At 50.6% G+C, this 16,098-nt stretch carries 13 protein-coding genes, 1 tRNA gene and 1 pseudogene; 8 read left to right on the forward strand and 7 right to left on the reverse strand.

All coding sequences use genetic code 11. The features are described from left to right. Positions 1-136: 136 nt before the first annotated feature. The 4 genes and pseudogenes from ACIS_RS00185 to ACIS_RS00195 all read left to right on the forward strand — a co-directional run bounded on the left by ACIS_RS00185 (position 137) and on the right by ACIS_RS00195 (position 1,292). Entirely contained in the window at positions 137-397 is a 261-nt protein-coding gene (locus ACIS_RS00185; RefSeq protein ID WP_012880244.1) for a hypothetical protein, read from the forward strand. After that, positions 367-435, forward strand: a pseudogene (locus tag ACIS_RS05675) (P44/Msp2 family outer membrane protein); the annotation flags it as partial. The gene ACIS_RS00185 and the pseudogene ACIS_RS05675, both read left to right, overlap by 31 nt. A gap of 159 nt (positions 436-594) precedes the next feature. Then, the gene (locus ACIS_RS05680) at positions 595-918 is read left to right on the forward strand and encodes a hypothetical protein (RefSeq protein WP_049756247.1); all 324 of its coding nucleotides are present in this window, start codon (positions 595-597) and stop codon (positions 916-918) included. A 38-nt stretch (positions 919-956) separates the two neighbouring features. Then, complete coding sequence (locus ACIS_RS00195; protein WP_049756250.1) at positions 957-1,292, forward strand: TrbC/VirB2 family protein; 336 nt, start codon at positions 957-959, stop codon at positions 1,290-1,292. A 1,046-nt stretch (positions 1,293-2,338) separates the two neighbouring features. Here ACIS_RS00195 and ACIS_RS00200 read toward each other — a convergent pair. From ACIS_RS00200 to gltX, 4 genes are all read right to left on the reverse strand, one after another. Continuing rightward, positions 2,339-2,896 (reverse strand): RsmD family RNA methyltransferase, encoded by a 558-nt coding sequence (locus ACIS_RS00200; protein WP_012880251.1) that lies wholly within the window; start codon positions 2,894-2,896, stop codon positions 2,339-2,341. Positions 2,897-2,924: 28 nt separating this feature from the next. Continuing rightward, positions 2,925-4,136: a SurA N-terminal domain-containing protein gene (locus ACIS_RS00205; RefSeq protein ID WP_012880252.1), complete on the reverse strand. Its 1,212-nt coding sequence runs from the start codon at positions 4,134-4,136 to the stop codon at positions 2,925-2,927. 121 nt (positions 4,137-4,257) lie between these two features. Beyond that, positions 4,258-4,330 (reverse strand) — tRNA-His (locus tag ACIS_RS00210). 201 nt (positions 4,331-4,531) lie between these two features. Then, positions 4,532-5,857, reverse strand: coding sequence for a glutamate--tRNA ligase (gene gltX / locus ACIS_RS00215; RefSeq protein WP_041651320.1), 1,326 nt, complete (start codon positions 5,855-5,857; stop codon positions 4,532-4,534). A gap of 246 nt (positions 5,858-6,103) precedes the next feature. Here gltX and ACIS_RS00220 point away from each other — a divergent pair, with 246 nt between their 5' ends. Beyond that, the gene (locus ACIS_RS00220) at positions 6,104-6,481 is read left to right on the forward strand and encodes an Erum7620/ECH_0207 family putative T1SS effector (protein WP_238523283.1); all 378 of its coding nucleotides are present in this window, start codon (positions 6,104-6,106) and stop codon (positions 6,479-6,481) included. 113 nt (positions 6,482-6,594) lie between these two features. On the opposite strand, the gene ACIS_RS00225 is transcribed toward ACIS_RS00220, so the two are convergent. Beyond that, entirely contained in the window at positions 6,595-7,371 is a 777-nt protein-coding gene (locus tag ACIS_RS00225; protein WP_012880255.1) for a thiazole synthase, read from the reverse strand. A gap of 83 nt (positions 7,372-7,454) precedes the next feature. Beyond that, a complete protein-coding gene (thiS, locus tag ACIS_RS00230) occupies positions 7,455-7,664 on the reverse strand; it encodes a sulfur carrier protein ThiS (protein WP_012880256.1) in 210 nt (69 codons plus the stop codon). Positions 7,665-7,862: 198 nt separating this feature from the next. Between thiS and ACIS_RS00235 the strand changes: the two genes are divergently transcribed. The 3 genes from ACIS_RS00235 to ACIS_RS00245 all read left to right on the forward strand — a co-directional run bounded on the left by ACIS_RS00235 (position 7,863) and on the right by ACIS_RS00245 (position 11,862). Then, positions 7,863-10,286: a hypothetical protein gene (locus ACIS_RS00235; protein ID WP_012880257.1), complete on the forward strand. Its 2,424-nt coding sequence runs from the start codon at positions 7,863-7,865 to the stop codon at positions 10,284-10,286. Positions 10,287-10,641: 355 nt separating this feature from the next. After that, entirely contained in the window at positions 10,642-11,682 is a 1,041-nt protein-coding gene (locus tag ACIS_RS00240; protein ID WP_012880258.1) for a Fe(3+) ABC transporter substrate-binding protein, read from the forward strand. Next, positions 11,683-11,862: a Trm112 family protein gene (locus ACIS_RS00245; protein ID WP_041651079.1), complete on the forward strand. Its 180-nt coding sequence runs from the start codon at positions 11,683-11,685 to the stop codon at positions 11,860-11,862. It begins immediately after the preceding gene. Positions 11,863-12,111: 249 nt separating this feature from the next. Here the strand turns inward: ACIS_RS00245 and ACIS_RS00250 are convergent, their stop codons facing one another. Continuing rightward, positions 12,112-16,092, reverse strand: a complete 3,981-nt coding sequence (locus tag ACIS_RS00250) for a hypothetical protein (RefSeq protein ID WP_041651082.1) — start codon at positions 16,090-16,092, stop codon at positions 12,112-12,114. Positions 16,093-16,098 lie beyond the last annotated feature (6 nt).

Consider the following 16,098-nt stretch of genomic DNA (forward strand, 5'->3'; position numbering starts at 1 on the left):
GAGCGCACCCAACTCTGGGGGTCCTCTACCTCGTGCTACTACCTACATGCTTGCCGCATCCACAGTTCCCTGCACTCACTCCAAGGTCTCGTCTCTTATTCGTACTTAACCTCTGGAACACACACCTGCCCATTGTATGGACGATGATGTAAGTTCAATGAGGAAAACAAAAGAGAAGGTCAGGGTTTGCACACAGGTGTGGAGGTGGGCATCAGACTCGGATTCTAATCCCACTGTGGCATCACCACCATCAACGTACCAGAGAGTCGGGGCAGTTGCACTAGTAACACATGTGGTAGGAATAGTGGTGCAACAAGAGCGCTCTAGTATAGCGCCACTGCTGCAGAAGGAAGCATTGGGTATAGTATTGGAGGAGCCAGGGTTGAAGTTGAAGTAGGGTATGAGAGGTTTGTTATTAAGGGAGGTAAGAAGTCTAATGAGGATACAGCTTCAGTATTCTTATTAGGAAAGGAGTTAGCATATGATACAGCTAGAGGTCAGGTAGAGCGTCTTACTACTCATTTAGGTAAGATAACTAAGAGTGATGCCAAGAGGTGGGGTACTGCAGTAGAGGCTGCCACTAATGGTCAAACAGTGAGCCAGAAGGTGTGTGGTGCCAATGGTACTAGTGGTGGTAGCACTGGCACCTGTGGTAAGAACACTGACGGCGCTAACAATGGCAACAAGATTAGTGTGGTGTTTACTGAAGATGCGACACAACTCTCTGCTGAGAGTAACAAACCCACCATCGACGTGCAGGGGATGGCGAACAACATCAATAGCCTCGATAAGGAGGGAAAGGCTGTTGTATATCAATCACCTGTACCACCTAATGTTGTTCAGATGGTAGCAATACTAGAGTGGGATGAGCTATGGAATACCCAACTGTGCAGTATCAACATGAGCCTGAATAGGTAGGATGTTGATATGGGAAGCAGTGAGTCTTCACATGGAGTATCCTCCATGGTGTACCTGCTGGGGCTCAGGGTGCTACTGGTACTGGTGATGCAGCTGATGATACAGCGACTAAGGTTATATGTAATGTTATAGGGTTTGTACAGAAGCTTGGACTACCAATCATGACAGGAGTGATATTAGGTTCCAGCATCATGGCTATATTCGGTAAACTAGCATGGCCTGCAATTGTAATGTTAGTTGTATTCACAGCTATATTCTTTGGTGCCGGTAAGCTAATGGCTAAGTTTGCTGCAGGGTTGGGCGATACAGGTGTAGATGCCAATAAGTTTGACTGCAAGGATGGTGGCAGGGCAGTGAGTGGTAATAGTGGTTAGGTGAGGGACCTGGGCGATACAGGTGATGCTGGTTAGTTTGTGTGCAGGGATGGTGGAGATTGGGTAAGAGTAGTACACGGAGGTAGGGACTAGGTGAAGGTGTGGGCAGAGGCTTGTGTGGTTGGGAAGACAACATTGGGTGAGCCCAAACCTGTAGAGTGTGGTTAGGTGTGGGTGATTCTGGTCAGTGTGTGGTCAGAGGATGGTAGTTAGGTATGCTGGGCTGGGTGGTACAAGTTAGGGGTGGCCTGGGTGTAGTTGATGGGTGTACCAAGTTGTGGGGAAGATTGAGTATTAGACCAAGATACATAGTAACAGCCATGATTACATTTATATGGTTATTCATCACTGCAGGTTGAAGTAAGGACTGGGTCGGCAGTGCCGAGAGCTCCAAGTGTGTAGATGGTAGTGTGGAGAGTAGGGACTTTGGTAATGGTGTGGACCTTTAACTGTACTTTAGAAACAACATTAGGTGATTATAGATGGTAGCAATACCACAGTGGGATGAGCTATGGTAATACCCAACTGTTTGTAGTATCAACATGAGCCGGGATAAGTAGGGTGAAGTGTATGCTGTGGTAGTTGGTTAGTTAACGTTGATATGGAAATGAGTTGTGAGGTGCTGGTAAGAAGTAGGGAACCCTGAGGGTAGGGTGCAGAGAACTTTGACTGTGCCAAGAAAGCTGGGAAGCCGAGTAGTATACAGAGGTAGGGGAGACCTGGGTGATGCTAAGAACTTCAAGTGTAAGGATGGTGCGGTGCCAGATTGGTACTGGCGCTGGGAATGTAGGTAGGTAGGAGAGAGGCAGGTGCCCAGAGGCACGCCTGTATCTTGTAGGTGGGGATGACGGCCATGAACCCTACCGGTACAGATACACCAAGAGAGGATGAGTGCTACTTTTCTGCCATATTTGTCCCCTATGTGGCCAAATACACTTGCATCATCAACCGCGTTGTCTTTCTCGGGGTGCTCTATGAGCAATGTTGCATTACCCGCTTGTAAGTTATAAGCCCCGGCACCGAGGGGTACCGTGCGTGTGGCAACGCTAATCGCCGAGTATTGTACGCATGAACAGTATTTCTGAGCCACAATAGGATTTGCGGCTTAGCAATTCGCAGCACTGGGGAATCGAAACCTCCGTCCCCCTGTTCACGCGCAGCACTACAATGCTGCCGGCCCTGCACCAACGCATGCCAAGCATTGCGTTCAGCGACACGTCTATCAGCGATGCTTCCTCATACGGGGGGTCAACAAACGCTAGGTCATAACTGCGATCTGCCGGTGGGAGTTTGTGTACGTCACAGCATAAAATGGTCGTTTTGTGTCCAACGCCTAAACTATCGGCTGTCCTCTTGACGAGCTGCAAGTTGGGCAAGTGTATATCTACAAGGCAGGCGTGTTCCGCGCCCCTGGATAGGGCTTCGAAAGCAAAAGCACCGCTGCCGCAGCATATGTCGCATACGTTCACCCCCTCTACAGGCATGTGTGCGCGCAAAACGTTGAATACTGACTCTCGCACTACAGAAATGGCCGGTCGTGCTTTAAGGGCGTTACCGGTGAAGACCCTCCTACCGCGGTAAACACCTGCTGTAACTCTGATCATACCCGCAGTCCGCCGTAAAAACCAGCAATCAAAACCTCTTGGTGAAATGGCGATTCCTGATGGACTCCATGAGCCTTCCACTGGCAGAGACAAGCTTTTCTGTATACACTGCCCGCTTGATTTTATAGACCTCCTCGGCCGTTGGCCCACCGCTCCGCGAAATTCCGCATAGTACAATCAGGTCGACCTTTTCCTTTTCACCCTCACTGCCACCATTGCTAGAGTCAGAAGTGGAGCTTAACACCTCCCCGGGGGTGGCATTGCTTAACATGAACTGAAGCTTAGAAGCAAGATCACCGATGCGCACATCAAGACCCGTCACCTCCAGCCCCATATTCTTGGCAATGCTGTCAAAGTTGTCACAGTTGGCGCCACGCCCCTTCATGACCCGCAAAACATTTTCGTGGTCGCCCTTCGTAACAGAAGTGCGTTTTATGCTCGCTGAGCTGTTTAGGAACCCCTTGCCTACCTTGACTTTGCTCAGCAGTTTCAACACCAAGTAGCCACGATCGATTCTCACCGGGCCAATCACTTGGCCGACTTTAGCTCTTACCAACGAGGCTTTCACGTCAGGCAAAAAGGCGCTAGCAGTCACCCCCACGGCACGGTCGGCATATACCGCGTGCTCTCTATATCTGGCAGCTATTTTGTCGAGCGCTACACCCTTGTTGAGCTCGCTAAGCACAGAGTCTAAAACGCGCCCCGCCTTGAATGGTACGAAGACCTGTTCCATATCCAGCACAGTCTCGAGCCCAGCGGACTTGGCCTCGTCAACGTAATTTTCGACGTCGCTATCAGAAACCGCAAGAAAAGGCGCAACCCGCGCGGCTAACATCTTGCTCCATATGACTCTAGATCTGAGGTGATTTTCCACAGATTTGTAGTCCAATCCGTTCTGTGCGGCACACTCTCCAATATCCAGCTCGTCGCACACTCCCAATACTGAGAACAGCTTACCGGCCTCTGCCTCTAACTCGTGTTTGCTTACGGACATGCCCAGCTCTTTAGCTTCAAGCTCTAGCATAGACTCATCAACCAGAGACTGTAATACCTCATTCCGGTCGCTTCCAGCGTGGGCAGTTTTGTAGAAAAACGCGTTCGCTTGTGCACGCCTGGATACATCAAGGCTAGTTATGGCCTTCCCATCAACAACAGCTTTTATGCGCACAGAAGAGGCGTAGCAATTGTGCGACACAAGAACAACACACAGGGTGCAGCAGTACACCAAGTAACGCAACATATGACCGAACTACAACAAACGTAGAAGCGAAATTCTAATACGAAACCATCGCAAGTCAAAGACCTATTTACAGCAATCGCAGCCGGGCCCGCACGGCTAGACGTTTTGCTGCCCGCACGCGGGCGAGCGACCAGGATCGAACTGGCGACCTCCAGTGCCACAAACTGATGCTCTACCGACTGAGCTACGCCCGCCACAGGGACAATCAACTATCATATCTGGCTTGCAGGAGTCAAGTACCATATGCTGGGAAAGGCCGCGCACAACCCGGCAGAGCGCACAGCCAACTCTACACACCTGGCAGGAATGCTGGATGTCAGCATAGAATGTTGCAACACGCACAACGGATGAGCACCGCTAACCCAAGAAAACCGCCACAGCCCCGCGCATGGTGGCTATGCACCACGCAGCCTCCGTAGTATTTCCGCCCTACCAATCAGGGGCAGTAACTTTGCAAATTCTGGGCCCTTAGGCACCCCTGTTAGTGCAAGCCTGAGTGGCAGGAGAATATCACGGGTGCCACAACTAGTACGTTCTTTGATCTTCTGCAGCCAAGTTTTCCACGTACCACCATGCGGCTCCCCTTCGGGCAGGAGATCACTCGCCAGTTGCAGCAACTGCCGGTTTAAGTCATCCACCACGGGGGTGACTCCGGAACCGCAGACATCCGCCCACTCTCTTACGTCTGAAATAACATCTATATTATCACGCACCGCGTACCAGAAACTCTCCGAACACTCTATACCGCATGCTGCCAATCTATCTCGCGCTTTCTCGAATGGCAGCCTCTGTAGCAACCGCACATTCAGCTTGGATATATCTTCCAGCACAAACTTAATTGGGGCCTGGTTGAATGATGTAATATCAAACGAATCTACAAGCGACTGCATATCTGTGTGCGGCTCCACGGGAAGAGACGTGCCCATTCTTGCCACGTAGCTGTTAATCGCCATGGGTTCGAGGCCCATTTCCCGCATTTTGCATATCTCGGTTCCACCCACCCGTTTTGACATTTTTGATTCTCCCATGCGTAGCAGCGGGAGATGGACAAATGACGGCGGTCTTACGCCGAGCACGTCCATGATATGCACTTGCACTGCCGTATTGCTGATGTGGTCTTCACCGCGAATGACGTGCGTCACTTCAAAATCTACATCATCAACCGTGGAAGGTAACATGTAGGTGTAACTTCCGTTAGTCCTCCTGAGGATTGGGTCACTGATATTCTTGGCCTGGAGCACCACCCTGCCTCGTATTTCGTCGTTCCAAGAAATCTCCTGGTCGCGGTCCATTTTAAGCCTGAAATACGGCCTCTTGTAGCTATGGGCTTTGCGGTCTTGCTCGGTCATATTCAAGGCACTTCTGTCGTAAATGGGTGGCAGCCCCATTTTGAGCATCATTTTCCTTTTGAGCTCCAACTCTTCCTGGGTTTCATAGCAGGGGTAGACCACGCCTTTGCCCATTAGGGAGTTGAAAACCTCGTCGTACCTTTTAATCCTGGAGCTCTGGTTGAAACACAAATCCCAATCCATGGCTAGCCACTTGAGGTCATTTTTTATCTCCTCCACGTACCTTTCTTCAGACCTTTCAAAGTCAGTATCATCTATCCTGAGCAGGAATTTACCAGAGCTTTTCCTTGCATACAGCCAGCACACCAGCGCCGTTCTCGCATTCCCTATATGCATATACCCAGTGGGGCTGGGCGCAAAACGAGTAATCATGTAGCCATACCTATCAAAGCACTCATTATGACCAACCTGCATACGTGCGCAACCATGCCAACATTACACATTGCTGGAGGAGAAGCACATTGTTTATGTTGCACGCACATGGCCTACAGATTTCGCAGACATCCATACATCAATTTCTTTACCAAGGGAACAACGCGGAGGCAACCTGAATCTTTTTGATTTACCAATTGGGGCTTTCTTCTTAGAATGGTAATCCCGGTTGTTCTTGTAATTGGCGTGCGTTTTTTTTGTGTATACACAAACGAAAAGTCAGGGCATGTTAGGTTTGTGCGCGATGGCTTTTCGTTTCTTGCGTTCGTCTTTGTGTTTTTCTTTGCTGCCTATAAGAGGTTGTGGGCGTTTACGCTCGTCTTGTTAGCGGCATCTTGCATTGCTTATATTGCGTACCATGAGAATTTTGTGACCCTTCCTTGTTATGTACTGCTTGAGCTCACGATCAAACTCTACGCAGGCCTCGCTTATCCAGATTGGCTGCGTATGAAGCTCAGACGTACAAAGCACGCTATTTCTGCAACTGTACTGGCGCACAATGCCCTGCATGCTCGGCTAAGGTTTATGGAGCAAGGGGGCAAAATACCAGGCATCACTTCGTAGTTGCTCGGTATGCCGGTACGCCTCACAACAGTGTATACTTGTAACAGCCCAGCAGCGGGGCTCCTGCGGGCTTTACCCCAACCTCAATCCCAGCCAACCGCCTAGTTACTGCTCTACTTACGCCAAAAAGGTGTATCTACAAGGGGAGTGCTCGCCACTGCGGACTCCCTTTTGCCTATCATGCCCGCTTCGTACCCAAGCCTTCCGGCCTCCACAGCATGTTTGAAGGCGTGGGCCATATTTGTAGGATCAGGAGAGCGCGCAATCGCACTATTGACTAACACCCCGTCAATTCCGGTTTCCATCACTATGGCTGCATCGGAGGGCCTACCTATGCCGGCATCCACAATGATTATTACGTCTTTATACCTGTTTCTTAGCAACTTCAGGTTATGCATGTTTAACACACCCATGCCAGAGCCTATGGGTGATGCACCGGGCATTAGCACTCTGCACCCGCAGTCTATGAGCCTGTGGCAAGCCACAAGGTCATCAGTACAATATGGGAAAACTTCAAAGCCCTGACGCACCAGCTCTTTAGCAGCTTCGCATAGCAATACAAGGTCAGGGTGTAGGGTGTAGTCATCACCAATAATTTCAAGCTTGATCCAAGAAGTAGTAAAGATTTCCCGTGCCATTTGTGCCATGCGCACGGCATCGCTCACCGTACAACAACCAGCTGTGTTTGGTAAAACTCGGCACCCGCTATCCTGGACTATGCGCCAAAAATCACCTCCCGCCCTGGCAGACGGCATCTGCCTGGAGAGCGATACGGTTACCACTTCTGTGCCGGAATTCAGTATAGCCCGTTTTAGGACCTCAGGAGATGGGTACAGAGCAGACCCCATCAGCAACCTGCTGTTTAGCTCCACTCCATACACATTCCACACGCTCTATTTCCCCACGCTATGGCAACATAGCAATCATAAAGCTACCGCCTAAGTTACAGCATCCAAGAACGCAACCACACACACTATCCACCTTGCATTGGGTACACTATGTCTATAGCATCCCCGTTTTTGAGTGCGTACTCACCGTATTGCGCCTTGGTAACAAGTACGTTGTTGACCGTCACAGCAAAAGGCGCACTAGCCCCATATTCTACTACAGCGTACTGTAGCGAGCTACCCGCAGGTATGCTCTTTTTTTCCCCGTTGATCTTGATATCTATCACATCTTCCACACAAAACGTCCAAAATTGGGGCGCAAATCCCTTCAGTATATACATCAATATTCCGCCAGCGCCAGCCAATTTCCGCTCCAAGCTGTAGACGTAGGGAGGCAGTAATGTGAGATCCACCCCAAATGCAGTACAAGGCACCTTGTGGGGTGCGCTATATTATGCTAATCTTAGCATATCACACCATGATGGTAGATATTCATGCTATCACTGCAGAGAACAGGTTACCCGGCACCTGCCGCTACGAACAGCAATACTCCCCTATTCTTGACCTCGGAGTTTCAGGGTATGGCAAAACTACTAGCAGATACAAATTCTCTGCCCATGCTATCAGGGTTCCTCACAGGAGTTGTGGGAACGAACAGCGCAATGGCTGGATATCCATACGTAAGCATACTGCGGCACAACCTCAGACTTGACAGGAATGATGTTGAAAAACTTACCAATTGCAAACATGGGCACTACAACCGCACGTGGATGACTGAGGTACTGTACCGCGCGCTATTGCAGATTACGCAGGAATACAGCGTGAGCGGCCCCCAACTGAAACAGCTCGCACATTGTTGTGCGTCAAAGATACACAAATTACACAGCAAATCACCCGTATACAATTTTTCCAGTCCTGCGTCTCTTGCGTGTGTGCAGGAGCTGTCGTCATACCTACAAAGAGTGGGCATTAACAGGCACCTTGGGATAGACGTGATAACGGAGAACAGCTTAAAAGTGCTAGACGATTTGTCGCGCTACTTTGCGCTAAAAATGCGGCAGGAGTTTTGCCTGTTGCTCACTTTTTACGGCGCAAGTTATGACAAGCTACCGCATGCATGTTTATCAGCGGAGCTAGTACGACGCATACTGCACGTTAACGGGAAGGCGGTGCAGACTCCCGTCAGAAATCTCAGCGCCCAAGAATCAACAGCCAGGCAGCTGGTTTCCGAAGCTATAACAACGCATCTAGAGCGCACAAAAAAGCGTTTGGAGCATGCAGAGGTGATTGTCAATCGGCGCCACCCTTGGTATATGCTGCATCGCAAACTTGTACAATGCTTCTACGCGGTATTCACCTTGCCGAAGCTGCGTGAAGACTATATTGCCCTAAAAAGGCTTGATGCCGTTTACAAAGACAGCATAATGTACGGGGATTGCGCGAGGTTTTTCGAAAGTCTGCGCAGCATTAAGCTCCTAAATGTAGACCGCTACAAAAACCGCCCTGCGCTTGTCGTGGCTTTGCGCACAGCACAAAGTTCATACAAGGTTGCAAGCCACACGGCATATATGGCAGCAGTTAGAAGCTGTGCATCGCAGCCCCAGCCTACACCATTGCACCGTCTCACGTCGACAGGCCCTAAACGGGACGGGGTATTAGCATTTGCACATCAGAAAGTCCGCACAAAAATAAGCACTGCGTCCAGATGGTTGAAGCAGCAAGCACGCACCGCTTGGCACACATCTAGGCAAGACGTTGGCCGGCATTACCCCACAATTGAAGCGGCAAACACGTATGGGCAGTTACCGCAATCACGCGTGCATGCGCACAATAGTGCAAAGGATGACGGCGTTATTGCAGTGTCGCGCTCTTGTCCCAGTAATGATAACTTCCGCCCGCGGGTCAGTGCCCTACTTGCACATCTTCTGAAGCTACTTAGCAGGAAGCGTCAGTGTCGGACTAGCAGCCTTGTGGCACTCAACTCGTGCTACACAAATGGCGTCGAGCACATGCTTGCCAGAACCCCAAAAACGTCCGCAAATCGTAAAGTGCGCCGTCCGGTAGGCACATATACATCTAGGTACCTGCGGGAGAATCAAAAAACACATACTCTGCTAGGCGCCGGGGGACCGCGCAATTTGTATGCCGCATGCACCAATAGGGTGCCTGGTCACGACGGAGCGCCCACAAGCACCAACCACGCACACAAACATAAATTCCGAGCAGTTTTGCCGGTATGCTCTAGCACAAGAAGATACAGCCCCAGGCATATAGGCAATCTTGAACACCGCTTTGGTGATGATAGGCGCTTTGCAGTATCTAACCCGGAGGGCAAGTGCGGACTGTACCAGGGTGGTGACGCCCGCAAAACCGATAATGTGTCGGCCCCGACAGTAGCAACTAAACTATCGCAAACTGGCTGCAGCCACAAAAAGTGCGGTGCGGGCAATACCTCAAAGCGGTGCATGTTACCCCTAAAACCCGAAACCGCTGCGTCTATAAACACACTTTCAAGCAATGATAACTGCGTTTCCGAATCGGACACCGCATCATCCGTGCAGTGGCGGCATGGAAAGGCAAAACGTGGGGTCGTACGCGCACTTAAGAAGCGTCTTCTCCGGGCCGCCTTATGTGTAACGCGAGCCGGTGAAGCGGAGCTGTCGGGGAGTGACACACACTCAAAAGCACATGAATACCTCTCCCATTATGTTGCCCGGAAGAGCAGAGCATGTGAAGGATCCGACCTCAGCCTCCACTCATCCAGACCGAGCCTGCCACCCACTGCCAACAAAGTGGGAACATGCGCCACATTATGTTGCATGCGCGGCGCAACATCAGAATATGAGAGCACGGATTCATCGTGTAGTTTGACCTCCCTTGACGATGAACATGCTAGCCCCCGTAATTTTGACAGGTAGAGGCGTTGGAGATTTGGGCCTTAGAGATGGTGACTAACAGGATCGGTGAAGACTGCAGCGGCTCAGGTACAACTCCGCAGGGTCATCTTGGTGTATGCACAACGCAGGTATTGGCTACCAAACCCTGTGTTCCGTCCTTCCATAGGAGCTGGGGCATACAACAAATGGATGTTGGAACAAACGATAGCACTTTGCTCCCTGGGCTCAGGGAAAACTTGCCCGTGGGCGCACACGTGCCCATACCTATGGTTGCACGATTGCACATCCAATCATTCATGGTTGTTGCAAAGATTTGCCTTGATTTACTCTTTGGTTCCCATATCATATGACCCGGTGCCTGGATAATGGTTGCAGTATGAGGGTGGTAGGGGTGCTGCTGTGCGCCCTGGTGTTGGGTCTGGGCATAGGCTTTTTGTACGACAGATATCAGTCTGACCGGGGCGAGGTGGTGAATGTGTACTCTTCCCGTAAGGAAGAGCTGCTGCGTGACCTGTTCAGGAAGTTCACCGCAGAAACTGGGATTAAAGTTCGATACATAAATGACGAAGCAGCCCAGCTGATCGCTCGTATGGAAAGCGAGGGTGTTTACAGCAAGGCTGACGTCTTTCTCACGGCCGACGCGGTAAATCTCATATTGGCAAAAAAGCGGGGGTTGCTGCAGACAGTGCGCTCTGACGTCCTTGAGCAGGTTATTCCCGCTAGGTACAGGGATGTAGAGGGGTACTGGTTTGGGCTCACAAAGCGTGCCCGGGTAGTGGTCTACAACAAAGCATTGGTAAACGTAGAAGATCTGAGCACTTATGAGGATCTCGCGGATCCCAAGTGGCGGGGCAAGATTTTGGTCAGGTCCTCAAGCAGCCCGTACAACCAGTCGCTGATAGCGTTTATGGTGGCAAACAATGGGTCAGCAGCGACGCGGGCGTGGGTTAGAGGTTTGGTAGCAAACTTTGCGCGCAAGCCCAGCGGGGGCGATACCGACCAGATTTATGCAGCCGCTGCTGGCGAGGGTGGCATAGCGATAGTGAATAGCTACTATTGGGGCAGAGTTAGCGCTTCTGGCAGTAAAGCAGACCAGGAGGCTGCATCCAAGCTTGCTGTGTTTTTTCCCAACCAAAAGGAGGGGGAAGGTGCAATGGTTAACATTAGCGGCGGGGCCGTAGCCAAACATGCAAAGCACTTCGGTAACGCGGTGAAGTTGTTGGAGTTTTTGTCCAGCGCGGAAGCGCAGAAAATATATGCGGATGTCAATCAGGAGTACCCTATAGTGCGGGGGGTCGAATGCTCCAGTGTCTTACAGTCTTGGGGAGAATTTCGAGAAAGTGAGCTGCCGCTGCAGGGTCTTGAGGAGCATCTCGCGGAAGCCGTTTTGATTGCAGACGAGGAGGGGTGGAAGTAGTTGTTGGATAGGAGATTGCTAGAAGTTTTGGTGTGCCCGTTGACTGGCGGCGAGTTGTATTACGACGCTGCTAGTTGTGAGCTGGTAAGTAAAAATGCTGGGCTCGCGTTTCCCGTTCGGGACGGAATTCCTGTCATGCTTGTGGATGAAGCGCGCAAGCTTGAGCCTGACACCAAGTAGGGCTCTACTGTGAGTCTATGAACGTTGCATCGTTCGCTTGTTATGGCGGCAGGGTTACGCGGCCCTCGGTACCTTAGCCTTTTCCAGTTGTGTTCTGTATGTGGTCATTGTGTTCTCGGCGAGGCTCCGAGATATGCCATAAGGTTTGGTGGAGCAGCAGGCGCGTCACGCGCTGTGGCACGTGACGGTAGCCTGAAGCTATGCCCCCGAAGAGGCGCGCTTGCGCCCCCGGGGAAGTATGCGTGCCTACTATAGCGGCAGTAGGTTATGCTCGTGTATGTGACACTGAGTGCCCCCGTTGCAGTGTGTGTTCCACGCCACACTGTCAATAAGTGCATCGTCGGTGTGATCCCGATGGGGCGTACCACCGCGCACTCCCACATTGGCTATGTGTGGATCTGTGTGGGGGAATGTGGAGCTTGATAACATGCTACTCTCCATCTCGACATCATCCTGACTGCGTGTGGTGCGCTGTACTTTCACAACGTTGCTACCATCCGCGCGCATGCTGTCGTGCCTAGCCCTCAGGAAGTCGTCTAATGCGTCATCATGAGCGCTACGTGTACTTACCACACCAGACTCTGCAGTGCCATGCACGCCGTGGTCGACTGCCCCGGTAGGTTCCCCTCTGATGCCTAACGCAACTTTGCCAACCAGCAGGTGTGGATGTTTGGATAGCACCCCTACCTCGCTTCCGTGCTTATCAAACAAGTGTACAGTTTCGGAGTAGCCATCTCCAGTTGCACCTATGCCGGCGTAAGATATGTTTCCGCTGTCACGAATCTCCAGCAGAGTGCCATCTTCGTACTTATTCAAGTCAGTCAGAAGCACATTGGTCACGGGAATTCTCGGCGTGTGGTCGGTTACCGCGTTCTCATGCACAAGAACAGAGCTGATGTATCTATGCTCACCCAAATCTTGAGGCATGCCCTTGGGGTTTTCCAACCCATCTGCAGTAGAAGGAACTAGGTGCTTTTGTCCATTGTGGGTCACCACTTTCAGGTGTGTAATTGCCCGTGGCAACTGGAAGTAACTCCCCTCATTTATGTTAGCAATGAAAAAATCATGCTCGTGCACCTTTTGGCCGTTCACAACCCTATCACTGGCCAGCAAGTACAACATCGCACCACGCAGTTGTTGCAAATCGTGCTGGCTTGCATCGACTTTTGACATTTGCGCAGCATTTATTGCAGCTTGATCTGCTGAGGCATCTTCCACTATTCCAGCACGTCTGTGTATTTCTTGCACCAATTCCGGGCTGTCACCCTGTTGGCGTTGCATGAAAGAGTAGTAGTCGCTAAACCCGCTGTCGGTGCCCAGGTCTCCCTTGCCAGTCAATGATACGCGTTGCGTGCCATTGCCACCATTTTGTAGTTCGACTTCCTGTTCATGCAAAGAGGAAACGAAGTCACTGTGGCTGTAGTTAGGGTCAAATGCAAGGAAGATATCTCCTTGGAAGAAGCTGGGAGCACTGGAAAGCTCACCAATCTTTACGTTTTCTGGCTCGTAAACGAGCTCAGCTCTGGCAAAGTGCGACTGGTCATGTACCCGGATTATTTCGCCTTGTGCATTCCTGGGTAGCTGCGGATCATCCACATTCCACCGCAACTTGAACAATGTGCCATCGGCGTATCTTGTGAAATCTATGAGATCCAACTTTGCGTGCTTAGCAATCCAGTCCGCTTCGATTCTTTGATACGCGAAAATTGGGTCAATGTACGTATAACCCTTTGTGTTGTACGGCATGCCGGGCGGGTTTGTGTCCCCATCTTTCGTGCAGGGAACAAGCCTAGTGGTGCCATTTTCTGTCCTTACAAGTTTGAGGTGTGTTATACTGTCAGGAAACTGCAGCACCCTACTTGCAGCCACATCCCTGATGAAAAATGCAGGGTTGTCGATGATATCACCGTTCTCACCCCTACGCTCTTCACGCATGTAAAACTGGAGACGGGATAGTCGCTGTACGATCATCTCGTTGTTTGAGTACACAGTAGCATCGTACGTATCATCGCTTGTTCTGTCTGTACCTCTATCATCAACAGCAGTGCCTTTCCTCGCCACTGTGCCGGAACTAGCTTCTGAAGCGTCAACAGCAGGTTCTATCTTAACCCCTTGAGACACCGTAAGCTTATCATCCCCGCTGAGTGCTAGGATTTTAGGATCCAAGAATTTATTCAAGCTAACCACAACACTCGACTCCCCATCAGACGCTACTGTACCGCGCACAAATTGGGAAACCTTGTTGCCATGCTCATCCAACGTTACCACCGCAACTGGAGCTTCAGAGTACGTGGTGTATACAGATTTGAGCCCGTCACCTGTAATAAAGTTTCTGAATCCTGAGTGCATGTCTTCGTACACAACAAAAGCCTCGCTATCACTCGGCAGCTCAGCTACCTTTTTGCCCCCTGGCAGGAACACAGATACACCGCTCACATCTCCTTTACCGGTTGCTTCCAGAGATAAAACAGTACCGCTTGGATATTGCCATAGTTCCTTAAGCGTGGACGGGTCAGCGCTCCTCATCCTTATAGGATCAATGTACACAAGGTGCCGTAGAGCTTTGCTAATCATCAACGACTCTGCCGAATTTACGTAGCCCGCCGCGAGTGCGTACGCATGCTTGGTAACATATTCTGCATATGCCGCCCCCAGCATTTTTGTTCGCACATCCAACTTGATACCCCGGTTTTCGTACTCTGTACCAGCAATTGTCACAAAGTCCATGTGGGGTATGCTGTCAGGAATGCTGTTTAGCCCCCTGTCTAGCATGACGGATGCATGCTCTATGGCCTCACGCAGAGCGTGTTCTGAATGCGCATCCTGCGCCTGCACGTATTGGTCATATGCCTTCTCCGCCCTAACAACGGCCTCGCGTATCTCAGCAGTCTCACGGTCATACTTGGTCATAATTCTAGAGATATTGCTGACATTTTTGTAATACTTACCCAGCAGATAATCTTCACCTTGCGCATTACAATATGTATATTTACGCACCCCCTCCACGATCACAGGCTTCAAAAAGTGGTAGTCATACTGTATGTTAAGTGCGTCCCCAGAATATGGGTTGATTGCGCATATCGTATCGTGTACTCCAATGTGCCCAACCGGGGAAAGGGTTGTTACCATCCCTCCTCGGCTGTTTTCAAGGTGCGCATCAAAAACCTTGACCTGCTTGACTTCGCCGTCAATTATCTTGTCTTCAAACCCAATTAGCGAATGTCTGCGCACAAACAATGCATTGTGTCGGTTTGCAAATTGCTCTGTGGCATTCTCGTTCAGCCACTTTTCAAACCCGGTTGGTAAGTGCATCAAGAGGTTGAACGGATCTATAGTTACCATTGCGGATACCAGTTGATCAGTGTACTCACCATGCGGATTGTAAGGTGCGGTTGCAGAATTCCTGAAGCTTTCCCGCAACGCATAAGGGTTATGCGTTTGCAGATAGTGAATGAGTGTTGCGCCTAAATCGTACTTTAAAGTTGTGTACCTATAGTCTTGCTTTTCTGGCTCGGCTTGCGTTGTGTGCTCATCGATGATGGCCATGATGCCGTCCAGATTTTTTGTACTGCTCAGTTGAGGATCATCCTTAAACATCTGCAATACACGATCTGCCCTTCTCATAAGGTCTAAGTCTACCCCGTGGCCGTGTTCTACAATGTGCTGTATATACTCACCCACACCCTCGTTTAGGATGTCCACCCCGATGTGGGATCCGTAGCGACTGGAAATAGCGTAGTCAAACAGAAGGTGGCTTAGTTCGTGAGGTAAGTTCGCAACCCTATTTTTCCCTTCCTTGTATACGTAAATCCTATTGTCAGAGGGCCATGCTATGCCACCTATGTTCCTATGGATGCCTAAGCTCCTTAGTGCAGCATCAAATTCCCGCTTATGCTCAAATACATATATATTAAGCTCTTGCGGAGTATTATGCGGCTCCAACGCGAAGTTTGCATGGAACACCTCAAGCGTAGTCTTGAGTGTGCGATCTACATATTGCTTCGTTGCATCTGCAAGCGGGTCCGTACTGTGTACGGCAAGCTTGAGCTGCAACTGCTCCAGAAGTTCAGACTGTACATTGAACTTATTGTGAAAACCCCTCTCTACTTCAGCAAACGACGAAACCGCTTTACCGCCCGCAGCAGCGACGGGGCAGGCCGGGTTACACGTTCTAACGGTCTGCGGAGGCTGGGGGGAGCCCCTCAAAGGGCATCGCTCTGACGTTCTCATAAAAAC

It is taken from the genome of Anaplasma centrale str. Israel, assembly GCF_000024505.1.
Lineage (GTDB): Bacteria > Pseudomonadota > Alphaproteobacteria > Rickettsiales > Anaplasmataceae > Anaplasma > Anaplasma centrale.